Raw genomic sequence first — 23251 nt, 5'->3', positions numbered from 1 at the left:
AATTATTAAAAAGGGACCCCCACGCTGGGGGGGGGCGGGGCACCCCCCCCGCGCCACAAAAGATCCTCACCAGACCAAACTCCCCGACCACAGGGAGCATGTGTAATTCAGCAGCGATCAACGAACCTTGAACCGCCCCATGATCGAGCTGACGCGCGCATTGGCTTGCAGCAGTTGTTGGGTATTAAGCTCGCTGGCCTGGCCGCTTTTCACCAGCTCATCCACCATGTGACGGATCTGCACCATGCTGCGGTTGATCTCTTCGGTCACCGCGCTTTGCTGCTCGGCGGCGGTGGCGATCTGCGTACTCAGGCTGTTGATGTGGCTGACCGAGCCGGCCATTTCATCCAGGCCCGTGTTGACCCGCGCCGTGGCATCGGCGGCAGACTGGCAACTGGCCTGGGTATTTTCCATCGCGGTTACAGACGAACTCACGCCTTGGGTCAGGCGCTTGAGCATTTCATTGATTTGCGAAGTGCTGGCTTGCGTGCGGGCGGCGAGGGCGCGGACTTCATCGGCGACGACCGCGAAACCGCGACCTTGCTCACCGGCCCGGGCTGCTTCGATCGCGGCGTTGAGCGCCAGTAAGTTGGTCTGCCCGGCAATCGCGCCAATCACCCCGAGAATTTCGGTGATGCGTTGCGCGTCTTCCTGCATGCTTTCGACTTTATGGGTGGCGCTCGCCACTTCGTCGATCAAGGCGATCACGCTGCTGGACGCTTCACCGACCACGACCCGTGAACGATCGGCGTTCTCGTTGGCGCGCTGGGTGAAGGCAGCCGTTTCAGCGGCGTTCTGCGCGACGCTTTCGGCGGTCGAACTCATCTCGGTAATCGCCGTGACTGTCTGATCCGTTTCAGACGCATGGCGCACCAGAATCTGACTGGTGTGGGCGGAAGTCCGCTGCAGGTTGTCCAGGCTGGAGGCCATGGCACCGGTGGCCTGGGTGACTTCGCCGATCATGTTCTGCAAATAAATGATGAAGGCGTTGACCGAGTGCCCGATGGCACCCAGTTCGTCTTCGGCGCGGATAGTGATGCGTTTGGTCAGGTCGGCATCGCCCGCGGACAGGGCGTCAATGTTGGCTTTGAGGATTTTCATCCGCTGGATCAGTTGGCGAATCGCATAGATCTGCAGCAACACCAGCAGAATCACCATCGGGATTTGCAGCAGGCTCAGTGTGCTGAGCACATCGTCACGCTGGGCGGTGATCAGCGTGGTCGGCAGGGCCGTGGCGAGGAACCACGGGGTGCCTTCGATCGGGCGCATGAAGAAGGTGTTGGCTTCACCGTTGTTGTCGAACTCGACCCGCTGCGACTGATCACGGTTTTGCAGGCCGGCCTTCACTTGACTGGCGAACGGCGAGTTGCCGGCCAGCTCACTGATGTTCTTCAGCACGATTGGCCCACTGATCCGCGAGCTGTTGCTGATGATCTTGCCGTCAGCTTCGACGATCAGCATTTCGGCGCCGAGGTCTTTTTCCTTGCGGGCGATCAAGTCATTGAAGAAGCCCAGCGTCACGTCGATAGTCGAGACGCCATACGCCGCGCCATTTTTCTGAATGGCCATGGCGCAGTTGGTCCGTGGCTCCGCGCTGGCGTCATCTTTATAGGCAGCGGCCCAGGCGCATTGGCCGCGCGGGGTTTGCATGCCGCCCTTGTACCAGGTCTGGTCGTAATAGTTGGGAGCGGCGTCACTGTTCCAGAACGTATTGACCGCCAGCTTGCCGGAGGCGTCGCGGTGCCAGAAGGTGCTGAATTTGTTACGTCCGGCCTCACGCTGGCCGGGTAACGGCCAGATACCGCCTCCGAACACTTTCAACTCGCCGTATTGATCGACCAGGCCTGGCAGCACCGTGTCGATGGCAGCGCTGTCGAGCAACGGAATGGTCTGGGTGATGCTGCGCTGTTGCGCCTGAACCTTGTTCAGTTCGCCCTGGATTTGCTCGGCCACTTCGGCGATGCGGTTGAGGGCCACCTGTTCTTCGGTGTGACGAAGCTTGGGGGCGACCAACTGGCTGATGCCGACCACCGTGAGGACGAATAGCAGCAGGATGAACAGGACCAGAAACAGCGTGTAACGAGCCTGGATGGTGCGGAATGCGGGCATGGGACCGGTCCTTGTGCAGCGTTCTTATTGTGGTTTTCGGAATGAAAATCGGCGCTTCGAAGAGCTATCGGCTTGCAAGGGACGAGCTTTAGGTACGGGCGTGCTAGAAAGGGGCAGGGTGACGAGCGGTCAGGGGCCGGACAGTGTCGATGTTGATACAAATAAACTAACCAAGACGTACAAGAGGCTGATTAGTTGGCTAGACCTCTTTTGAAAAGAATGTGTAGACCAATGAAACAAGGCGCTTGGTGCTTTGTATCTAACACGTACAAAAATTGTAAAAACTGGAAAAAGTTGTTGGTATGGCTAGTTGCCAGATTGATACTTGGCGGCTCTAAAACTGAACTAAACAAGGAGTTTTTTATGGTCACGCAGTCGGGAGTTCATTCATGACTATCGGCTACACAGGGGCCTGGACTCCCAAGGCAGGATTGCTGGTTCAGGATACGGGCGGGGGCAAACCTGTCACCCACAACGCCAGGGTCAAGCAGATGCTGGCACTGGTGGGGACCAATCCAAACGCGCTGAACACGGCGAAAATGGATGAGCAGAAAATCCATCGCAACGTGAAAGGCTTTGACCCGGAAAGTATCTCCGCCAAACAGCTGGGCAATCTCAGCGCCTTTTTGCGAGGCAAGGGATTGATTTCCGATATCACGTCGATGACGTTGATGAACGCCGGTGACAAATTCGACCGGTTTGGTATTCAGAAAGACCCGGATGCAAAATTCAATGCGCTGGAGTATTTCGCTACGCAACTGGACACCATTCAGAACAACAGCATCAAGGGCGACAGATACGCCGCCGGCCTCATCCCGGAATACAAGACGGCAATTTATGTGCTGCAGAACCTGCAGGTTTACGGCAAGGGTAACGGTACAACAGTGCCTGCTACCGACGGTGGCGTCAGATCCAAGGCTTGATGTTCGCAGCGCCGGCCCACTCAGACCGAGTGGGCCAGGCGTTGGTTACCGATCTAGTAACTTCATGACTTCCTCTGGATAGCGCAAGCCTGCGGTGGCATTGGCCGGGAAAATCGCTTCCAGAGCGTGCAAGTCGTGGTCGCTGAGTTTCACCTCCAGTGCGCCAACGTTTTCTTCAAGGTATTTACGCTGTTTGGTCCCGGGAATCGGGATCAGGTAGTCACCTTGCGCCAGCACCCAGGCCAGCGCCAATTGGCCCGCCGTCACCCCTTTGTCGGCTGCCAAGGCTTGTACCTGCTGCACCAACAACAGGTTTTTCGCGAAATTTTCCCCTTCAAAGCGCGGGCTGAAGCGCCGGTAATCGTCGGCGGCAAAGTCATCCGGGCTTTTCAGTGCCCCCGTCAGAAAGCCACGACCCAATGGGCTGTAAGGGACGAACGCAATGCCCAGACGCTGGCACGCAGCTAGGCAACCGTTCTCTTCCTGGTCACGGCTCCACAGCGAATACTCACTTTGCAGGGCGCTGATCGGATGAACCTTGTGTGCCCGTTCCAGCGTGGCCACTGACGCCTCACTCAAGCCCAGATAACGCACCTTGCCGACTTTGACCAACTCGGCCATGGCGCCGACGGTTTCCTCAATGGCCACCTGCGGATCGATCCGGTGCTGGTAGTACAAATCCAGGGTTTCAACGCCCAGTCGTTTGAGCGTGCCGTCGATAGACGTGCGAATGTAGTCCGGCCGGCCGTTGACGCCCCGGGCGCCGGGATTGGACGGATCGCGGACAATGCCGAACTTGCTGGCCAGGAACACCTGCTCGCGTTTGCCGACGATGGCCTTGCCGATCAACTCTTCGTTGGTGTGCGGGCCGTACATGTCTGCGGTGTCGAGCAGGTCGATCCCCAACTCCAGCGCCCGATGCAGGGTGGCGGTGGCTTCACGGGTATCGACACCGGTCGTATAGAAATCGGTCATGCCCATGCAGCCCAAACCGATGGCAGAAACCTGTGGGCCGTTTTTGCCCAATTGACGTGTTTGCATGAAATGAACTCCCTGTGGTGTAAGCCTCCAGTGTTGACCTCGACAGAAACAAGATAAACCGGCTACAACTGCTATCACTGTTCGCAATTTCTAAATAATCAACCGGATCGCCTGACAATGGACCGTTTTAACGCCATGCGCGTGTTCACCCGAATCGTCGAGCTGGGCGGCTTTGCCAAAGCCGCGGACAGCCTGCAATTGCCCCGCGCGTCGGTGACCATCCTGATCAAGCAACTTGAGGCTCACCTTGGCGTGCAACTGCTGCAACGGACCACGCGGCAGATCAGCCTGACCCTCGACGGCGCAGCCTATTACCCCCGTTGCGTGCGGTTGCTGGCCGATCTGGAGGAAACCGAAGCGGTGTTTTCCGCCGCCCGCCACAACCCCAAAGGCTTGCTGCGAGTGGACATGCCGTCCGGGATCGGGCGCCTGATCGTGATTCCGGCATTGCCGCAGTTCACCCGCCGCTATCCGTTGATCGAACTGGAAATCGGTTTGAATGACCGACCTGTCGACCTGATTCGTGAAGGCGTCGATTGTGTGCTGCGCGGCGGGGCGGCGCTGGATGAGTCACTGGTGGCGCGGCCGCTGGTCATGCTCGACCAGATCACCTGCGCCAGCGCCGAGTACCTGGCGCGCCATGGAACCCCGCACAATCTGGCTGACCTTGAGCGCCATCAGATGGTGGAGTATTTCTCCAGCACCACCGGCAAGCGGTTCGGGCTGGAATTCATGGTGGATGATCAACTCCGGTTGATTGACCTGCCCAAGCACGTGTCGGTCAACAGTGCCGACGGATACCTGGCTGCTTGTGAGGCGGGTTACGGACTGATCCAGACGCCGTACTACCACGTCGCCCGCCAATTGAAGGAAGGGCGTTTGTGCGAAGTATTGAACGCGACGCCACCCCCCGGCATGCCGTTGACGGCGCTCTATCCCCCACACCGCCAGTTGTCCCGGCGGGTGAGGGTGTTTGTCGACTGGCTGGTGGAGCTTTGCGCGCAGCCGGGCAATGAGTTTTACCGAAAAGACTCAAGCGGCTGAGCGAGCGCTGCCCAGTGCTTCGGTGTTTTGCTGCAAATCGTCGTGCAACTGTTGCATGTAGGGGCAATGCAGATTGAGGGACCGAGGCCGCGCCCCTCGATGAAACAGGGCAAACCATCCATGACTGCCGGGAGCGGGCATCAACCCGGTAAACGAGAAGCCAAGCGTCGTCAAACTGCGCAAGTCTTCGGCGAAGTGTCGCGACAGCGCAAGTCGGGTCGAGATCATCCAGTGACCGGGCAATTGCCGGATCTGGTCGAGCAGACGTTTGGTCAGACGGTGAATGACCATGTCGAAGCGGTGATGGTGCTGCTTGATCTGCAAGGGTATCGAAGGTTGTGGGGGCATTTCTGGATGGGTTCCGAACAGCGAACTCAGGTGCTGCATAAACCCCCGGTAGCGTTCGGGCCAGGGAATGTCGGGAAGAGGACGCGCCTGCCCTTCGACCACGTGGCAGCCCATCACAATGGTTTCCGGGTGCGGTTCGGCGAAGGGCGAAGGAACGTAGTCGGGCAGCACTCCCGTGCTGTGGAAACCGATGTTTGCGGCCATGCGTTGCGTGTACGGATGGTGGGTCACTTGCTTGATCAGGACGCTCTTAAAGCCCAGTGCCCCGGCCTGCAACAGTAACTCCCGGCCCAGACGTGTCGCGATACTTTGCCCCTGCGCCGCGGGATGCACCACGCTGAGAGCCAGTTCCGCGCTCTGCGGGGACGATTCGTGGCATAACGCGGCATGCCCCAGAACGCGTACATCATCCACCGCCAGCATCGATTTCCAGCGACCCTCGGCGATGTGCTGGCTGATCATGTGCGGCAGGTAAACATCCGGTTGAACGTAATGATCGCCATAAACCTCGCGAAACAACTGGCTCACGGCGCGGGCGTCGGAAGGGCGGTAGCGTCGAAAAATCAGATGAGACATCACGCAGTCTCCAGCGATGGCGCGTCATAGGGGCGCAAATCCAGGACCCGCATCTGTTTGCCGGAACGAGGGTGAAGCTTCAGGTTGGTGACGTTGCAGGACAGCACTCGCAACTCCAGCAGCCCTTCGTGATTCAGATGATCGAGCGCGGGGTAATGGGCCATAAGCGCTTCATACAATGCCAGGCATCGTGGGGCGGTGGCCACGGCGTTTGCGTCAGGCACCCATGTGACACTGACGATGTCCTTGTAGCCGTCATGTTCGATGCGCAATTGCCATTGGTCGGTGCCAGCAACGCGCTGGACGATCTGTCGCATTTCGTCGATCAACAACGACGCCGACCCCACACGAACCCGCTGACTATGGGCGCTACGCCCCTTGAGGGCGAATTTGCGCATCGGGGTGTTGGCGGGCTCACGCCAGCAGGCACGGTCGCCTACCGGATAACGCAGCAGCGGCATGAGTTGGCGGGTCAGGTTGGTCACCAGCAATAATCCGGTGCGGTCGCATTGTTCAATGACTTCACCGGTCAGTTCGTCGACGATTTCCAGCAGGGTCTGGGGTTCAAATACCCGATGCTCGCCCAAGGCGCAGTCGCGGCTTGTCGCGCCGATCAGGCCCGCATCGACACTGGCGTAGCCGATTGAGGCGATGCGCACGTTGGGAAATACCTGGGTGAGGATGGCCAATTGCGGGCCGAACAGGCTTTCGCCGCCGTACAGCAACGTATCAACCCCACACAGCACCCGCTGATGCTGATTCAGGTACGCGGCGAATTTCAACAACTGCGCCGGCACACCCACCAGCACGTTGATCCGGTGCTGATCCAGCGCATCCGCCAGGACATCCATGCTGACTTCGCCGGTGAACGGAAACTCACAGATGGACCTTTTGACGTGCGCCAGCGAGTCGTGGATGAACAGAAAACTGGCGTAGAGATCGCCGGAAAAGAACAGGTTGGCGACCCTGTCACCGTCCTTCAGTTGAGAGGAAACACTGTTTCCAAACGTACTGACCAAGGCTTGCCACTCGCGGGTCGAGTAAACCGTCAGTTTGCCCTGACTGGTGGATCCGCCGGTTTTAAACACCAACGCGTCTTCGATGTTGCCGGTCAGCACAGGCCAATGATTCAGGTCGTTACTGTCAGCCCAATAGTCGGCCACATTGGTCAGTGGCAGGTCTTTTAATGTAATACCTTCTGCCGGTAAGTGTTGCAGGTGTTTGCGATAGAAGTTTGAGTGTTGCCTTATATAAGGCAAGAGTTGTTCAAGCGAATAAGTTGTTTTCACTGGGTTCTCTTTTTTTTATCAGGCGTTGTGAGATTAAAAGACAAACGAGATGTTTAATGTCTGTTGTCGATAACCAACGGTGTTTTTCCGCTGTGTTTGTTTTTGGTGAATTCGGATTCAGCACACTCGTGAACTTCTACCGTGATCAGCGCGGCATTCACGGCATTGGTCAGTGCGGCGTGGGTCAATAACTTTTCATACGCCTTTTCGGCCTCCAGGTTCACTAAAACCTTCAACCGCTCGCTGCCATCGCAGGCGTGGTCCAGCACAAGTTGAACGGGCAGGCCGAGGCTGTCCTGCAGCGCCGACGGTGAAATGAATTCCGTGCCCATCCGTATCAGCTTGCCGTGGCGCTGCAGCAATTCGAATCGCGGTGAGTCGAGCCCGCAAGGGCAGGCTCCGGATATCCAGCGACCGGTGTCCCCCACGTCATACCGGCGCACGGCCTGGCCTTGCCGGGCCCGAGAGGTGAACAGCAGCCGGCCGATCTCATCGGCTTGCACCGGAGAATCGTGTTCGAGATGCACGATTTCCAGATGCTGGGTATCGCACATCAAATGAAAGACGCCGTCTGCCGTTGCCGCGCAGGCATGCCCCAGCGGACCGGCATCGACCGAGCCATAAATCGCGGAGCGAATCGTCGAGACTCCGCAGCTTTCCATCAGGCGCAGGCTGGCCTGGCCAGGGTGCTCGCCGCCGAGGAACACTTTGCTGATGCCCGAGTACGCGCGAAGCTGGCTTTGTTCGTTGAAAAACAAGCGATGTAACGTACTCGGCATGCCGATCAGCACGGTGATGCGATGATCCACGATCATTCGGGCCATTTCGCTGAAGTCATCATCGTGCGGCGCCCCCATGGGGAAATGTGTAACGCCCATCAATTCCAGAACCTTGGTGAAGCTGGAGAATCCCCCATACAGGCTGCCGCCGTAAAACAGGTTCATCACCCGATCCGTTGACGGGTCGAGACCGGCGGCGAACAGGCCGTCTGCCGCCGCGCGCATCTGCCGTTGAAAGTCCTGATAGCTGAACCCGGCCAGGGCTGGCGTGCCGCTGCTGCCCCCAGAGCGGAAAAACAGCTGGGCCATGGCGTTGATCGGCTGGGTCATGAATGTGTTTTTGTTCATGATCGGCTCATGACGTGTATCCGCAGCGGTTGGCAGCGCGTCGAGTGTTGCCCGGCCAGGCACGGCCTCAGGCGACAGACTCACCGAGAGGCGGCGACTGAAGCGCGACAGCGCGTAGACGCCGTCATGGGGTTCCCCAGGGTAGCCGTCATGAATCAGCCCGCACGGGGCAATACGCGTAACGCCGGCATTGACCAGCGAGCACACCAACCCGGGTGTATGCACCGCAGAACACATCAACACGCAGCTTTGCAGGACGGTGCGCCAAGGCAATAGCGTCTCGGCGATCAAGTGTTGCGGCACCGGTTTGAGCAGCAGTGTACGAAACAGCGGCGAGGGCGCGAGCGTCTGATGGTGATCCCAGATGACCCTCCATCCCGGGCCGGTCCAGACCTGACCAGTCTGCTGCGCAAAGCAGTGTTCCAGCCTTGCCATCGCGGTACGGGTGGTGATTTCCGAAGCCTCCTGGTCGGTAGGAACCAGCGCCGGCCAATGAGAGGAACGACGTGTAAAGGCTTTGGCCAGACGTTCACCCAGGTCCAGCAAAACCGCCGGATCGTTACTGTCTACCAGCAGCCATTGCGGGCTGGAGCATGCTTGCTGATCCAGACTGCACACTTCATCCACCAGCGCGTCCAGCGCCGAATCGCTCGCCGCCTCGGGCGACAGATAAGCGAAGCTGATCCTGTGGCCCCAATCGATCCAGCGACACCCGGCCGGGATCTGCTGACGAATCGCTTTTAGCGCGTTTTCACCACCCCAGGCGGCGACGCCATCGGCGCGGGTGCAGAGTTGCGCTATCTGAGCCGTGCTGACCGGCAGCACCGCGATGAAATCAGCCAACTGGCCACTGGTGTCGCAATGCACCAGCGCGGCGAGTAACCGGGCGGTCAATCCTTGATCGCTGGAGCTGGGGCGCAGCCAGTTGATGTTGCCGGCCAACAGGCTTTCCAGGACCGCGCAGAATGCCAGCATCGGCGCATTGCCCGGCGTGATGTGCACCACCAGCCCCAGCGGATGCCAGCTTTCAAAACAGGCTTGCCGGTAATCAATACGCCGTAACGAACGCGGTTGCACACCCAACTCACGTTCAAGTTTGGTGGTGAGGTGGCTGCGTTGGCAGAAGTCGACAAGCCCCAATCGTTGATCGTTGTCGAGGGGCACATCCAGTCGGCCAGCTTGCAATTGCAGGGCAAATCGAGCCGCTGCGTCGATGACGGTGTCGCTGTCGATCGGTGCATTCAACCGCTGTGGCAATTGTGGATGCAGTTGCTCGAGGGCTGTCTCGAGGGTGATATCGTCCCGCAGTTCACCATTGATCAAGTACATGTCAGGCTCCTTCAATCAGTTCAGACGCGGCCATTGCGCAGCTTCGGCTGGCGGTCGTTCCGGCGCGTCCGTGCAGTTCAAACCAGTCGGTCTGCAAGCCGCATCCGCAGCTGGCACCAGAGTGCAGCGTCGCCAGGTCGCCCATGACAACGGCGTGCGCGGGGCTGGACGAAATGTACGGCGACACGAACTCCAACAAGCCGCGCTGACCGTAGGGTTGAACAGTGAAACTGGATGGGTTGCGCACGAAGACCTTCGAATACACCGGCACATGGAAATGCTGCCGAGCACACTGGATGTAGGGCACGGCATGCTCGACAGCGCCGTAACCGTCCCGGCAACGGGACAGGTCGATGCCCAATTGGCGGTGGATGCGTTGATACAACTGCGATAAAGGAATTTCCTGTGCGGCCTGGGTTTTCCAACCACCCCCGAGAAACACCAGGGACTCGGCCGCTAGCTTCAGATCCGCGACGCCGGTGTCTTCCATGTGCTGCAACGCGTGGGAGAGGAACGCCGGGAAGCCGAGAATGCGCACCGGCAATCCTTCTTCGGCGAATTCCTGCAAGGCGCGGATCACCCCAAAAACATCGAACGCGTGACCGTTGCCCGTCAGGCGCAATCCATAAGCGATGCGGTTGACCGGCGCATAGCTGCACAGAAACTGGTCGGTGTACGCAGTGCCCAAGGTGATCGCAGCCTTGGGTTCATAGCTCAGCAGCAAGTAGTTGCAGGGACTGTCCGGAGTGTCCCAGCCGTAATGGCGAAAAATGTGGCTCACCATGCCCTGGGCGGCCGCCATGCTGCGCTGGTCATAGCGCAGGCGACTTTTCTGGCCACTGGTGCCGGACGATGTCAGCTCCAGCGCGCCTTCGCCCGTAGGGCCGAACAACAGGTGACGTTTGAAATAGTGAGCGAAAATCGGCGGTAGTCTTGACCAGTCATCCAGTGTCGCCAAGTCTTGAGCGACCAGCCCGTTGCTGTTGAGCCAGCGCTCATAGCCAGGCGTGTGGTGACAATGAAACAGGCTGATTTCCCCCATGGCCCGCTCGAACAGGCCTTCAGGCACGGAATCCAGGCAATAGGGTTGCGTTAACGCGCAAAGCGCATCGGTGTGGGGTAAATGGATCATCAAAGGACCTTTCGGGTGGAGTCAGGCAGCAAGCGGGAGGTGAGAACGCCGCAGAAAAAGGCGCAAAGGCAGCAGGCACATGAGCCCTGCAATAGCCGCCATCAGGGCGAAGGATTCGTGGTTGTCACCGGCACCGGCCGCCGCAATCAGCGAGCCGCCGCCGCCCATGACGGCGATCGAGATCATGCCGATCATGGCCGAGACCAGGCCTTTGCTGTCGTCGCTTGAAAACAGCGCGAGCCGGTACAGGGCGGCGTTGCTCATGCCAAGGCCGATGGCATAAACGGCCAGGGCGCTGATGAGCAAAGGCGTAGACGCCCCGTAGAAACTGCTGGCGAGCAAGGCGAGGAGTCCGCCGCAAAACGGCCACAACGCGTATCGAATCAGTTGCGGCAATTCAGTGTCGGCGATCAATCGATTGAGTATCAGGTTGCCGAGAATGACGGCCGCAAACACCGGGATCTGCCACAGGCCGTACTGCAAGGGTGAAAGTCCCTGATTGTGAATCAGCAGGAGCGGGGCCAGCCCGATCCACGCAATCAAGGGCAGGCTCATGACCCCCAGCGCGACCGACGCGCTGAGGAATCGCGGGTTGCCGAGCAAGGCGGCATAACGGCGCACGGTGCCGCGCCATTCGAACGGCACCGCCGCCAGTCGCTGACCGTCATGACGCGAGGTACCCACGGTTTCCGGCATGAACAGGTAAAGCCCGAGCCAGACCAACAGGCCGCCGATACCCAGCAGTAAAAACAGCTGCCGCCAGGACAACCACTCCAGCAGCAGGCTGCCGAGCAAAGGCCCCAGTAGCGGAGAGAGCAATGCAACGTTGCCCAGCAACGCCATGATTTTTACTGCGTCGGCCTCGCAGAATACTTCTTGCAAGGCTGGATAGCTGACCGCGATGACAAATCCCAGCCCCATGCCCTGAATCACCCGCAAGCCGTTGAACGCATAAATGCTGTGCACGCTGAACGCGGCGGCACAGGCCAGGGCGAATAACGCGCAACCGATGAGCAACATCGGTCGGCGACCGAACTGATCCGACAGCGGACCAATAAGCCATTGCAGAAGAATGCCGCCCGCCAGATAAAGATTGAAGGCGTAGGGGACATGTCTCCCGCTGGCATTCAGATCATGAGTGACGGTCAACATGGCGGGCATGATCATGTCGCTGGCCATATACGTCAGAAGTTCAAAAAAAGTAATGGCAAGGCAAAAGCCGAACACCTGATAGGGGCTAATATTTATGAGCGGTTTGTGCATGGCATCCCTGTTCTTCTTCGTGAAGTTAAATAGTGGGTCTTATTGCGATGCGCCAAGATTAATCAAGCGAGTATGAATACCTCAAACGGACTATTAAGACTGAAAGCTTCAATAGTTTTCGCCAGGTTTCGATGGGGGGAGGGCAGTAAAAAAAGAAGGGAAAGTGTATGTACGAAAAATGCCCGCAACGGGGCGGGCATTGGTTCAGCAATCACGGAATATCCACTTTTCTTACAAGCGGGTGTTCAATTACTTACGCGTCATACGTTATCGATGCTGGTAATAACCCGGTCCACCGCGATCGTAATGGTGGTCGCCGTGCCGGCCACCGTGGGGGAAAACGATGCAGCCGCTCAGCATCAGCAGCGCGAGCAGGGGAATCAGCCGTGTGATTCGACGGAACATTTGAAAATCCTCATGGTTATCGCCGTAATAAAGCCAAATCTCTTCATCGGCTGTAACATGAGACCCCGTTTGCAGCGTCCCATTCCTGCACAAAGGTAGGGACTTGGCATGCTTTCGGATACAAACCGGACACATTTTTCAGGTTCAGGAATTCGCAATGACTCAGTCGCAACGTTTGAAATACTCGATTCTGATCTCCCTGGTGGTGTTGGGGATCATGTTCGGCCTTTCGTATCTGCAAAACGCAGGCGTCATCAGTGAGAAGCTGTTTCAGTACATCGCCATCGGCGTCGCGGTGATCGTGGTGGTGGTCAATGGTGTGATGCGTCGCAAGGTCAAGCCTTGAGCGACGCACCTTGACCTGATCAGTCGCGATGGAGCATGGCTACAGCGTGCGGATGCAGGCTGTAGCTTTTGTCGGCATTGAGGGTGATCACGCCTTCGCTGCACAAGCGTTTCAACACTTCTCGCACACTCAGAAAGGACAGGGGAATATCCAGGTCCAGCAAATGGCCGTGCACGCCTCGCACGCCCAGGCTGCGCTCGTTTTCGGCGGCGGTCAGCAAGGCGTCGATGACCTTGAGGCGAATCAGGCTGGTTCGCAGGCCGAAGCTTTTGAGCAGCAATCTGATCCGCTCGTTACCATTACGCTCGCCTCGTTGACTGAAGACCCCGGAGTCCATGGCTGAACGCTTGGGCGCGTGACTACCGTCCGTTGGCAGTTGCGAGTTGTACATGCAAAAACTCCTTTTCCGAGCCGGCCAGGAAATGTGATGGGTGCTCTCATTCAATAAGACGTATGAGCACGGCAAATAATGAAGGATCGAATGTAGAAAATTTGTCAGCGTCACGTCGGCGTCCTGTGAGAAGGCTGGTTAAAGCGCCTTTCAGGGCCTAAATTTTTGCCGTGGGTTTCGTTCCTAGGGGAAGGCGCGATGCGTGTTTGACGCAGGGTGTTTGTCTTTTCGATCAGGAGCGAGCGTGATTATTTCCAGGCAATTTACCAGGTTGAGCCTTGCGGGCATGTTGGTAGGGCTGAGTCTTGCGGCAAATGCACGCAATGCGCCGGAGCAGGCCAGCGCCGACATTCGCCGCACCAGTTTTGGTGTGCCGCATATTCGTGCCGAAAACGAGCGTGGACTCGGTTATGGCATCGGTTACGCCTATGCGCAGGACAACCTGTGCTTGCTGGCCAATGAGATTGTCACCGTCAATGGCGAGCGCTCACGCTATTTCGGCCCGGATCAGCTGACGGTCGAGGAGCGCGAGAACCAGGTCAGCGACCTGTTCTTCACCTGGCTCAATACCCCAGAAGCCGTCGCCGGGTTCTGGAAGGCGCAAACTCAGCCAGTGCGTGATCTGGTCGAGGGTTATGTGGCCGGATACAACCGCTCGCTGACCGAGCGTCGTGCACAGGGTTTGCCGCAGCAGTGCCAGGGCGAATGGGTGCGCGACATCACCTCGCAGGACCTGGTCAAGTTGACCCGCCGCCTGTTGGTCGAAGGTGGCGTAGGGCAGTTCGCCGAAGCGTTGGCGGGGGCGACGCCACCCAAGGCCGTTGCTCAGGCCGCGGGCGAAGGGTCGTCGTTTCAGCTGGCGGCCACGCGCATGCAGCGGTTCGCGCTGGATCGCGGCAGCAACGCGGTGGCGGTCGGCAGCGAACGTTCGTTCAACGGCCGTGGGATGTTGCTGGCCAACCCGCATTTCCCGTGGATTGGCGGGATGCGCTTCTACCAGATGCACCTGACCATTCCCGGCAAGCTGGACGTGATGGGCGCGGCGTTGCCGGGGTTGCCGATGATCAATATCGGTTTCAACCAACACCTGGCGTGGACCCATACGGTGGACACGTCCAAGCACTTCACCCTGTATCGCCTGCAACTTGATCCCAAGGATTCGACCCGTTATCTGCTCGACGGCCAGTCACTGCCGATGAACAAGCAGACCGTGACGGTGAACGTGAAACAGCCCGACGGCCAGACCAAAGCGGTGTCCCATGTGGTCTACAGCTCGCAGTTCGGTCCGATCGTGCAGTGGCCCGGAAAACTCGACTGGGACAATCAGTACGCCTACAGCCTGCGCGATGCCAACCTGGAAAACGACCGGGTGTTGCAGCAGTGGTACGCCATGAACCAGGCCTCCAGCCTCAAGGATCTACAAGCCTCGGTCCACAAGATTCAGGGTATCCCGTGGGTCAATACCCTGGCGGTGGATGATCAGGGGCAGACGCTGTACATGAACCTGTCGGTGGTGCCGAACGTCAGTGCCGACAAACTCGCCAAGTGCAGCGACCCGCGTGTCGGGTTGCAGTTGATCGTGCTCGATGGTTCAAACAGCGCCTGTGCCTGGGACATCGACCCGAACGCCGCGCAAAAAGGCATTTATGCGGCGGACAAGTTGCCGCAACTGCAACGCAGGGACTACGTCCAACACTCCAACGATTCGGCGTGGATGGCCAACCCGGCGCAACCGCTCACCGGCTTCTCGCCCCTGATCAGTCAGGAAGGCCAGCCGCTGGGGCTGCGCTCGCGGTTCGCTCTGGACCGGTTGAGCACGCTGAGCAAGGCCGGTCCGGTCTCGGCGGCGGATCTGCAACGGATGGTGATGGACGATCAGGTGTACCAGGCCGGGCAAGTGATGCCGGACCTGCTGCAATTTTGCGCCAACGATCTGGGTGCCGATGCAGCAACGCTCGCTCCGATGTGCGCGAGCCTGAAGACCTGGGACCGCAGTGCGAATCTGGACAGCGGACTCGGCTTTGTACACTTCCAGAATGTCATGGAACCGTTGCAGCAAGTCCCGGACATCTGGCGAGTGGCGTTCGACCCGAAAGATCCGCAGCACACGCCCCGTGGCCTGGCGCTCGATAATTCGCAGGTCACCCAGGCGATTCGCGAGGCGATGCTGGCGTCGGTGGAACAGGTGGAAAAACTGGGGCTCAAGGATGACAGCCGTTGGGGTGATATTCAGGTGGTCAGCAGCGGCGGGCAACAGACGCCGATCCACGGCGGACCCGGCACGCTTGGCGTGTACAACGCCATCCAGAGTGTTCCGAGAACCGACGGCAAACTTGAAGTCATCAGCGGCACCAGCTATTTGCAAGTGGTGACCTTTGATGACAAGGGGCCGCACGCCCAAGGCCTGCTGGCTTTCTCGTTGTCCAGCGACCCGACGTCGAAGTACTCACGGGATCAGACCGTTGCCTTTTCGAAGAAGCAGTTGAGCCCGCTGCCGTTTACCGAGCAGCAGATAACCTCAGATCCGCAGTATCAGGCGCAGACGATCCGCGAGCAGGATGAAAAAGCCGGGAAGGTCGCCGCTCAGTAAGAGGGCGATTCAAGCAGTAAAAAAGGCCGCACCCCCTTGAGGGTTGCGGCCTTTTCAGCTTTTAGGGGTTTGTTGCGGGATCGAATTGAGTACCGGATTACCTTCCTTGTTACGGGTCAGGTAGACCGGCAGCACCTTGGGCAGGGACGCCACCAGGTTGTTCAATTCCTTGATGTTGTAGATGCCACCCAGGCGAATCGTGCCGGTGCTGTGGTCAGCGACCATGACCGGTTTGCTCAGGTAACGGTTGATCAACGGCAGGGCATCGTTCAGCGCCAGATCATCAATCACCAGTTTGCCACTGCGCCACGCCAGGGAATTGTCGTTGGGGTAGGTCTGATTGATCTGCGGTGTGAAGTCGCCGTGTTTATAACGCGCCTGCATCGCCGGCCCCAGGCGCAAGCCATCCCCCGGAAGGTCATCGTTGCTGCTCACCAGCACCGAGCCTTCAATCAGGTTCACGCGTACCTGATCCTCGTACATCCAGACGTTGAACTTGGTCCCGGTGACGCGAATCCTGCCGTCCGCTGCCCTGACAACAAAAGGGTGGGCCAGATCGTGGCTGACGCTGAAGAAGGCCTCGCCTTTTTCCAGCGTGACCCGGCGCTGATCCTTGTAGTTGCTGAAGATCAGTTCGCTGCCGAGGTTCAGCTCCACTTGGCTGCCATCGCTCAGGGTGACCTGACGGACCGTGTCACTCGCTTCGAAATGCTGATACGAATTCGGTAGCCAGCCCATGTTCCAGCCGCTGTACGCCGCCAGCGGCAACGCCAAGGCGCACACGGCGGCGGCGATGCCGACCGTGCGCCAAGGAGCGGCCTGTTTGAAGCGAGCTACCGATGTAACAGCTTCGGGACGCGGCAAATCCCCCGCGACTTCCCAGATCTCGAGCATGGCTTCGTACTCGAACGCATGCAGCGGATGAACATCACGCCAATGTTCGAAGGCGATCCGCTCTTCGGCGGTGCAGTCGACGGCGTGCAGACGCATGCACCAGTGCGCAGCGGCATCGGTGATGGCGTCATATTCGGCTTGCGAGAGAGAATTGTCGGTCATTGACTCATCCTGATTTCGTGCATTCTAACCTTGAGGGGAAGTCTGCGAGAACAGCCGTCATGGCAATTAACCATCAAATGAGAATTATTTTTGACATCAGGGCGTACTGACGTGCAGTTCACGGCCCAGATGACTGATCAGCCAGGCCACACTGTCGGCGTTGCCCAACTGTACGGTCAGCCTGACCAGCGGGTTTTTCTTGAACGTTTCGCGGGCTCCGCTGAGGTTTTCTGCGCCAGTCAACGCCAGGATATGGTCCTTCACCCGATCGGATTCCTTGTCGGAGTTACTGCCCAGATCTTCCCACACACCGGTATCAGGATCTTGGGTCATGAACAGCCGGGTATAAGGGGTCTGGATCGAAAGCGCCGTTTTCTGCACGTGGGTCAACGCACGTTTGAGCTCTGTGGCCAGCGGGGTGGCTGTTCCAATCAAGTCAGTGAACGGCCTGCCGGGATCGAGATAGGAAATGTCCTCGGTTTGACAGGCCATGTGCGACAACTCATGTATCAACGTCACCGCCCGTGCATGGGTGTCGATCGGGAAGGCCGCGTCGGTCAGGTGTTGACGGTAGTGATCGAATCTAAGGTCGAAGAATCTTTCTGCAAGGTGGATTCTGCGGTTTTTGTCTTTGGCGACAATGAAGGCAAACGTGTTTTGGGCGTCTTCGGTCAGCCTGCCGACGGCAAAACGACTGGACTTCGGTTTTCTCAGTGACGGCTCCAGCAACGCTGCGAAAACGTCGCCAATGACTTTTTCAAGCTGCTCGACATGTGCGGGCAGCACATGCTGCACACCGAGGAAATCCATGATGAGCTGATGCACGGGCGTGACGGTCTCGTCGGAGGATTTGAGTTGTTGCAGGTTTCGGTAGCTGTTCCAGGCGTAGGTCGTTGCCAGGTCCAGCGCTTCCTCAATCTGACGGGCCTTCTGTGGAAACAATCGTCGGATACGGGACATGCCCGAGGCATCGACGTTCATGCCATCAAACACCGATCTCGCAGTCTCCAGGCGTCCGAACAGACTGAAGCGAGGCGCCGACTCTCGTCCATCAAGCAACCATTGCTTCGATTCGTTCTGGCGCAGATGAGGGCCCAGCTCGCGTGTGTCGCCGATGCGCCATCGGCTGCCGCGCTTGATGACCGGATACACCTTTCCTTCAACCGGCCCGTAGTGCTGTTTTGTCGTTGGGTGGGTGTAGAGCCCAAGCGTGGCGTCTGAAGTCAGCGAACCCAGATCAACGTTCATGCTTTCGTGGCGCGCGAGTTTCGTGCGTTCGGGGCCCGTGACATCGATGTCCTGCCATTTGAGCCGGGTATCGGGTTTTTCCGATGCCGGTAGGGCCGGTGTCGACGACCGCAGCGTTGAATCCCCCAGTGTCTGGCGCAGCGTGGAAAGTTCGGCCACGCCGCTGATGAACGCTTTTACGGCGGCTCCCCACCGATGGGTTTGCAGGTCTTCGGCAGATTGCTTGATGTCGCGGTAACTGCGCCACACCGTCTCCGGGTAGGCGAGCTTGCCCATGAAAAATGTATAGGCCTCGTGCAGGTCTTCGCCCAGCACATGCTTGATGGTTGCCCATTCGCCTTGTTTTCGCTCATCGGACTGGCAACCGAGCAATCGGCCCAGCAAGGCGACGTTGTCATTGAGCAGGTGTTTGAACAGGTTCCCCTTGATCGGATGGGAAGCCAGCGTGGTGATGTTCGGCGACGCGGCTCTGGCAACGCGGTGATGGGGGGTCGCCATCCGGGTTTCCAGCAGCGTCCGGTCAGGGTTCTGCAGATTCAGGAGTAGCCAGTCGAGCAGCGGTGCGCGGGTCTCCAGTTCTGTCAGCAGCTGGGCTTCGTTTTCATATTCCTTCACCCCGTGCCCAGGGCTGTGAGGCGCAATCAGCACCTGCGGTCCAGTGCGATCCGCCGTCGAGCCGATCAGATAGACACCGGGCACTTTGATCGATTGGGCCTGCCTGATACCCAGGAACTCAAGCGGACGGATGATTGCGTGGGCACCGTCGACCGCCGCGCGGGCGAGGGCGTCGGGCATGTCCATGACTTGCCGGATCAGATCAAACCCGGTCTCGCTCAGGCGCTCCTGAAGTTTTTCCGCGTGGGCGTAATGCATTAATTGCCAGGGCAATTGTGTGTAGAAGCGCTTGCGGCGCTCTGCGTTTGCCGGGGTGTCGGCCAGGGCGTCGTTCACTATTTTCTGTTGATGGTCGCCCGGTTTCAGGTTGCGGATCAGCTCTTTGATGTAGCGCTCGTTCATCCCCTCAGGAATCACGGTGCTATCAAGCGATACCAGTTTGAAATGGAGTGGGGCCAGCGACTTGAGATGAGTCAAGGCAAAGTCGGTCAGGGTTTGGGTGTGGGCCGCCGATGTCGGGCGGGCGTTGATTTGCACCCGGACAGTGTCAGGGTCGATGTTGAAGCCGTCCGCCTTGAGTTGTTTTTCAAGGCCATGGTGCGCCGTGCGTTGCAGTGACCGCAGGCCGGTCAGGTAATCCTGGTCGTCTTTCACATTATCGACGTATTGCTGAAGCAGCTCGGCATGCACAATCAGCTCTTTGACGGATGCCTGGGCCAGCCATGCCGGCAGCTTTTGCCGGGTCGTCAGGGATTGTGCAATGTCCATTGGACGGTCAAGCCCTGTCATCGGTTTACGCAGCGAGACAAGATCCAGGAGATGGGTCAGTGGCGTCGCGGAGAGCTTTGTTGCCAGCGCATCGGTCAGGCACGGCTCATCGAGGTGCACATAAGGTTTTTGCAGGTAATCAAGAAAATGCCCATAGACCCGCTGCAGAGGCGCCAACGTGTAAGTCCGGCCAGGCAAACGCTCGCTGCGACCAAGGTTCTCCAGCAGCATTGAGCGATGGTTGACGTCGGCGAGGCGTCGACCGAGTTCGGTCAGCAACGGAGTCAGCCCTTTGAACGCTTCAAACCCCAACGCAGGCGTCCACACAATCGCCTTGCCCGAATGCACCGGATCCTGGCCGCCTCGTTCAGTCAGGACAAAACAGCTGGCCAGCTTCAACGGATCCGCTGCATCGCCGGCCTTGAGCGCCAGGGAAAACACGTCCGGCAGAAAGCCGTTCAATGCCGCTCGCTGCAGGTGTATCGGGCTGTCGAGCACGGTTTTGATGATTGCCTGCTCCGTTGTACTCAAGGTGCGGGTGACGGCACGCAGCTTCAGTTCACTGCGCAATGCCGTTGACAACGTATGAGAAAACGTCGATTGCAAGCTGGCCACGGAGTCACTCAGGACGCGCTCAGCGTCAGTGATCGAGCGGGTTGCCGTGGAGATGGCCGGGTGTTTATCCAGAAGTTGATCGAGCGCCTGTTCGACGGAATCAAGCCGCGACAACTCCTCCTTGGCCGACTCGGCGCGGACGGTGGCCGGTTGCGCGCCAAGGCGCCGATCCACGCGTGTACTCCAGCGTCCTGAAGGGTCGGAGGCCAGCAGACGGTCATCGATCAATCCCCGGACATCCAGTGCACTGTCGAGCAAGGCATGGGGGTCGAGCGTACCTTCACTTTCGCGCAAGCGGCTCAGCGCATGAGACAGGTTGTCCCGTTGCTTGCCGAGGATGTCGGCCATCAAGTGATTGAACACCGGACCAACGATCGGTTTGCCCTCAATCAGACGCTCAACCGGCTCCAAAGCAAGAAAGGTGGCGCGTTCGTCCAGCGACATGAAGTTGAGCAAGGTGTCTTCATGCCCTTCGGTTTTCATCATCTCCAGCACGATGTTTTTGACTGCCGGCAGATTGTTCGTCGCTTCGATGCCTCGGGAAGGGGAGTACAGAAAACCCAGGGTGTTGGTGCCTCCGATCATCAAGGTCGAGGCCAGCTCCGCAAAATGCCTGAAGGGTGCGGTCACTCGTATTTTCTCGATGCGAAGAGGGTCGTGCGCGTCAGGCGGGAGGCTGACGTTCATCAGTCGCAGGTATTCCTGCGTGGTCAAACCACCGTTCTGGCGCTGGTGCAGAAGTTTCAGGTGAAAGGTGTCACGCAAGCCCTCGGTGAAAAACGCCAAGCGTGAAAGGCCTGTGCTCATGGATGTGTTCCAGAACAAGGCGAGCAGGCTGTGCAAGTGCGGCGTGAAGCTCTGCGCGATTTCTTTCACCGCGCTTTCCCACGTCAGGTTATCCGCGTCGTTGCTGACGCTGTGCTCGGGATTGGCGAAGACTCTTGAATCGCCGGTGGGCCACTGGTTGGTCAGATAGAAGTGCAGAAGTGCATCGCTCAAAGGGATCGAGGAAATGGTGTGCAGGTCTTCGTTGCCGTCGAAGGCTGAAACGGTCTTCACGAAACTCTTGAGCCGGGTCAGACGCTGGTCCAGCGCGGGAAATGCCTTGTGCAACGCGTGCTTGAGGGTGTCATCGAGCATCGATTGCAGGGTTGGCGTCTTCAGCAGCTCAGCCTTCATCGCCTTGATGTTCTGTTCCTGATTGTGATCGAGGGTCAGTTGCTGGTCCTGGAACACCGCGCCTTCGATGTCTTTCGTGGCAATGTCGGGAACGGTGGCGGCGGGTAAAGCGCTGCGTTGTTCGATGGAGAGAAAGCGCAACAGCTCGCGTTTGCCTGTGGCCTGCGTCAGCCATTCCTTGAGTTTGCTTTTGAGGTCGGCCAAATCGGCAAACTTGATCAAGCCTTTCCACGGTGTGTAAAGGATGACCTCTCCATTTTCGGGCCGGCTCAGGGCAAAGGCTCCGGCCAATGGAATGTCTGTTTTGCCGGTTACTTTCAACAACAGTTGGCAGGCCTGCATGGGCTCTTTTTGCGCGACGCGAGCAGCGTGGGTGGCCAAATACACGTGCTTTAGCCATTTCAGGTCGTCGAGGGTGAAGTTCAGCGTGTTTTCGCGCTCACCGGGTTGTCTGGCATTGGATGCGCGTTCAGCCTCGTCGAAAAAATAGGGCTCAGCGGGGGTGGTCATGGATGTTCCTCATTGGCTGCGATCAGTGGCCATCGCAGGCTATTGGTTGAGGAAAAACATTAAGGTCAGCGGAGTGCTTCGGTGCGGTACATATTGCTTGAGCCGATCAGGTGCTCGAGACTTGACAGGACGCCGGTACAACAGCGCTTAATCGACGTCTGCTGTTGGTTGCCGAGCAACCTCGATTCCCCTGGTGCCCGTATTCAATAATAAAACTGGAGCTTCAGATGACCGCAACGCCCGAAGTGGCCGTCAGTTCGACCACCCCATCGCTCGATTTCGACGCGCTTGTTGTATTGCTTGAGCAAATTTTCCTGCGCCATGGCACCTCCGCCGATGTCGCCAGGACCCTGGCGCTGAACTGCGCCGGCGCTGAACGCGATGGCGCCCACAGCCATGGCGTGTTTCGTATTCCAGGTTATGTCTCGACACTCAAGAGCGGCTGGGTCAACGGCCAGGCCGTGCCCGTGGTCGAGGACGTCGCCTCGGGGTTTGTCCGGGTCGACGCGGCTAACGGTTTTGCCCAACCCGCGCTGGCGGCCGCCCGGGCTCTGCTGGTGGAAAAGGCCCGCAGCGCCGGGATTGCGGTGTTGGCGATCCGCAACTCCCATCATTTCGCGGCACTGTGGCCGGATGTCGAGCCGTTTGCCTATGAAGGGCTGGTGGCGCTGAGCGTAGTGAACAGCATGACGTGCGTGGTGCCCCACGGCGCCGACCGGCCGCTGTTCGGCACCAACCCGATCGCCTTCGCCGCACCCCGGGCTGACGGTGAGCCGATTGTCTTTGACCTGGCCACCAGCGCCATCGCCCATGGCGATGTGCAGATTGCCGCACAAAAAGGTGAACGCTTGCCGGCAGGCATGGGCGTGGACAGCCTTGGCCAGCCGACTGAGGATCCGAAGGCGATTCTGGAGGGGGGCGCGCTGCTGCCGTTTGGTGGCCACAAGGGTTCAGCGCTGTCGATGATGGTCGAATTGTTGGCGGCGGCCCTGACCGGCGGCAATTTCTCCTTCGAGTTTGACTGGAAGAACCATCCGGGAGCCAAAACGCCATGGACCGGCCAACTGCTGATCGTGATCGATCCGAGCAAGGCCGCCGGGCAGAATTTCGCCGAACGCAGCCAGGAACTGGTGCGTCAGATGCACAGCGTAGGGCTCAAGCGCCTGCCGGGTGATCGACGTCACCACCAGCGAGCTCAGTCCAACGCTCAAGGCATTCAGCTGAACGCTCAGACGTTGGCAAACCTGCGAGAACTGGCAGGGCTCTGAAACGTTTTTTGTAGAAGCCAGGCTTTGCGGCGCCGGGGCCGTTGTAATACGCCTAGCCCCCAACCCCGGGCCCCACCGG

At 58.7% G+C, this 23251-nt stretch carries 16 protein-coding genes; 5 read left to right on the top strand and 11 right to left on the bottom strand.

The features are described from left to right. Nucleotides 1–117: 117 nt before the first annotated feature. Nucleotides 118–2109 (bottom strand): methyl-accepting chemotaxis protein, encoded by a 1992-nt coding sequence (locus tag QMX98_RS18690; protein ID WP_145307781.1) that lies wholly within the window; start codon nucleotides 2107–2109, stop codon nucleotides 118–120. 389 nt (nucleotides 2110–2498) lie between these two features. On the opposite strand from QMX98_RS18690, the gene QMX98_RS18685 reads away from it, so the two are divergent. Beyond that, on the top strand, nucleotides 2499–3032 hold the full coding sequence (locus QMX98_RS18685; RefSeq protein WP_221106088.1) for a hypothetical protein: 534 nt from the start codon (nucleotides 2499–2501) through the stop codon (nucleotides 3030–3032). 45 nt (nucleotides 3033–3077) lie between these two features. Here the strand turns inward: QMX98_RS18685 and QMX98_RS18680 are convergent, their stop codons facing one another. After that, nucleotides 3078–4073, bottom strand: coding sequence for an aldo/keto reductase (locus QMX98_RS18680; protein WP_010460679.1), 996 nt, complete (start codon nucleotides 4071–4073; stop codon nucleotides 3078–3080). Between the two features lie 117 nt (nucleotides 4074–4190). On the opposite strand from QMX98_RS18680, the gene QMX98_RS18675 reads away from it, so the two are divergent. Then, nucleotides 4191–5117 carry a LysR family transcriptional regulator gene (locus QMX98_RS18675; RefSeq protein ID WP_282411212.1) on the top strand — a complete coding sequence of 309 codons (927 nt, stop codon included), beginning with the start codon at nucleotides 4191–4193 and terminating at the stop codon, nucleotides 5115–5117. Here QMX98_RS18675 and QMX98_RS18670 read toward each other — a convergent pair. From QMX98_RS18670 to QMX98_RS18645, 6 genes are all read right to left on the bottom strand, one after another. Next, on the bottom strand, nucleotides 5106–6041 hold the full coding sequence (locus QMX98_RS18670; RefSeq protein ID WP_282411211.1) for a GNAT family N-acetyltransferase: 936 nt from the start codon (nucleotides 6039–6041) through the stop codon (nucleotides 5106–5108). The two genes, QMX98_RS18675 and QMX98_RS18670, sit on opposite strands and share 12 nt — an antisense overlap. Then, the gene (locus QMX98_RS18665; protein WP_282411210.1) at nucleotides 6041–7330 is read right to left on the bottom strand and encodes a phenylacetate--CoA ligase family protein; all 1290 of its coding nucleotides are present in this window, start codon (nucleotides 7328–7330) and stop codon (nucleotides 6041–6043) included. The genes QMX98_RS18670 and QMX98_RS18665 overlap by 1 nt, the downstream gene beginning before the upstream one ends. A gap of 53 nt (nucleotides 7331–7383) precedes the next feature. Then, nucleotides 7384–9786, bottom strand: a complete 2403-nt coding sequence (locus QMX98_RS18660; RefSeq protein WP_282411209.1) for an aldehyde dehydrogenase family protein — start codon at nucleotides 9784–9786, stop codon at nucleotides 7384–7386. A gap of 1 nt (nucleotide 9787) precedes the next feature. After that, nucleotides 9788–10918 carry an acyl-protein synthase gene (locus tag QMX98_RS18655; RefSeq protein WP_282411208.1) on the bottom strand — a complete coding sequence of 377 codons (1131 nt, stop codon included), beginning with the start codon at nucleotides 10916–10918 and terminating at the stop codon, nucleotides 9788–9790. A 21-nt stretch (nucleotides 10919–10939) separates the two neighbouring features. After that, nucleotides 10940–12181 carry an MdfA family multidrug efflux MFS transporter gene (locus QMX98_RS18650; RefSeq protein ID WP_010460669.1) on the bottom strand — a complete coding sequence of 414 codons (1242 nt, stop codon included), beginning with the start codon at nucleotides 12179–12181 and terminating at the stop codon, nucleotides 10940–10942. Between the two features lie 267 nt (nucleotides 12182–12448). Further along, nucleotides 12449–12586 carry a hypothetical protein gene (locus QMX98_RS18645; RefSeq protein ID WP_010460667.1) on the bottom strand — a complete coding sequence of 46 codons (138 nt, stop codon included), beginning with the start codon at nucleotides 12584–12586 and terminating at the stop codon, nucleotides 12449–12451. 157 nt (nucleotides 12587–12743) lie between these two features. Here QMX98_RS18645 and QMX98_RS18640 point away from each other — a divergent pair, with 157 nt between their 5' ends. Then, nucleotides 12744–12932 (top strand): hypothetical protein, encoded by a 189-nt coding sequence (locus QMX98_RS18640; RefSeq protein ID WP_010460665.1) that lies wholly within the window; start codon nucleotides 12744–12746, stop codon nucleotides 12930–12932. A 19-nt stretch (nucleotides 12933–12951) separates the two neighbouring features. On the opposite strand, the gene QMX98_RS18635 is transcribed toward QMX98_RS18640, so the two are convergent. Then, a complete protein-coding gene (locus QMX98_RS18635; RefSeq protein ID WP_282411207.1) occupies nucleotides 12952–13323 on the bottom strand; it encodes a fe2+ zn2+ uptake regulation protein in 372 nt (123 codons plus the stop codon). 244 nt (nucleotides 13324–13567) lie between these two features. On the opposite strand from QMX98_RS18635, the gene QMX98_RS18630 reads away from it, so the two are divergent. Further along, the gene (locus QMX98_RS18630; RefSeq protein ID WP_282411206.1) at nucleotides 13568–15913 is read left to right on the top strand and encodes an acylase; all 2346 of its coding nucleotides are present in this window, start codon (nucleotides 13568–13570) and stop codon (nucleotides 15911–15913) included. 54 nt (nucleotides 15914–15967) lie between these two features. Here QMX98_RS18630 and QMX98_RS18625 read toward each other — a convergent pair whose 3' ends face one another. Both QMX98_RS18625 and QMX98_RS18620 read right to left on the bottom strand, forming a co-directional pair. Continuing rightward, a complete protein-coding gene (locus QMX98_RS18625; RefSeq protein WP_010460659.1) occupies nucleotides 15968–16969 on the bottom strand; it encodes a FecR family protein in 1002 nt (333 codons plus the stop codon). 96 nt (nucleotides 16970–17065) lie between these two features. Continuing rightward, nucleotides 17066–21904 (bottom strand): DUF6543 domain-containing protein, encoded by a 4839-nt coding sequence (locus QMX98_RS18620; protein ID WP_282411205.1) that lies wholly within the window; start codon nucleotides 21902–21904, stop codon nucleotides 17066–17068. A 227-nt stretch (nucleotides 21905–22131) separates the two neighbouring features. Between QMX98_RS18620 and QMX98_RS18615 the strand changes: the two genes are divergently transcribed. Next, entirely contained in the window at nucleotides 22132–23172 is a 1041-nt protein-coding gene (locus QMX98_RS18615; protein WP_102595503.1) for an Ldh family oxidoreductase, read from the top strand. Nucleotides 23173–23251 lie beyond the last annotated feature (79 nt).

Source organism: Pseudomonas sp. PS02303 (assembly GCF_029959925.1).
GTDB classification, from domain to species: Bacteria; Pseudomonadota; Gammaproteobacteria; order Pseudomonadales; family Pseudomonadaceae; genus Aquipseudomonas; species Aquipseudomonas mandelii.
Note: the sequence above shows the minus strand (reverse complement) of the source record. Positions and strands in the feature narration are given on the sequence as shown.

Coding starts and splice junctions, on each gene's coding strand:
- QMX98_RS18690 (WP_145307781.1), bottom strand. CDS start 2,109: ATGCCCGCATTCCGCACCATCCAGGCTCGTTACACGCTGTTTCTGGTC.
- QMX98_RS18685 (WP_221106088.1), top strand. CDS start 2,499: ATGACTATCGGCTACACAGGGGCCTGGACTCCCAAGGCAGGATTGCTG.
- QMX98_RS18680 (WP_010460679.1), bottom strand. CDS start 4,073: ATGCAAACACGTCAATTGGGCAAAAACGGCCCACAGGTTTCTGCCATC.
- QMX98_RS18675 (WP_282411212.1), top strand. CDS start 4,191: ATGGACCGTTTTAACGCCATGCGCGTGTTCACCCGAATCGTCGAGCTG.
- QMX98_RS18670 (WP_282411211.1), bottom strand. CDS start 6,041: ATGTCTCATCTGATTTTTCGACGCTACCGCCCTTCCGACGCCCGCGCC.
- QMX98_RS18660 (WP_282411209.1), bottom strand. CDS start 9,786: ATGTACTTGATCAATGGTGAACTGCGGGACGATATCACCCTCGAGACA.
- QMX98_RS18655 (WP_282411208.1), bottom strand. CDS start 10,918: ATGATCCATTTACCCCACACCGATGCGCTTTGCGCGTTAACGCAACCC.
- QMX98_RS18650 (WP_010460669.1), bottom strand. CDS start 12,181: ATGCACAAACCGCTCATAAATATTAGCCCCTATCAGGTGTTCGGCTTT.
- QMX98_RS18645 (WP_010460667.1), bottom strand. CDS start 12,586: ATGTTCCGTCGAATCACACGGCTGATTCCCCTGCTCGCGCTGCTGATG.
- QMX98_RS18640 (WP_010460665.1), top strand. CDS start 12,744: ATGACTCAGTCGCAACGTTTGAAATACTCGATTCTGATCTCCCTGGTG.
- QMX98_RS18635 (WP_282411207.1), bottom strand. CDS start 13,323: ATGTACAACTCGCAACTGCCAACGGACGGTAGTCACGCGCCCAAGCGT.
- QMX98_RS18625 (WP_010460659.1), bottom strand. CDS start 16,969: ATGACCGACAATTCTCTCTCGCAAGCCGAATATGACGCCATCACCGAT.
- QMX98_RS18620 (WP_282411205.1), bottom strand. CDS start 21,904: ATGACCACCCCCGCTGAGCCCTATTTTTTCGACGAGGCTGAACGCGCA.
- QMX98_RS18615 (WP_102595503.1), top strand. CDS start 22,132: ATGACCGCAACGCCCGAAGTGGCCGTCAGTTCGACCACCCCATCGCTC.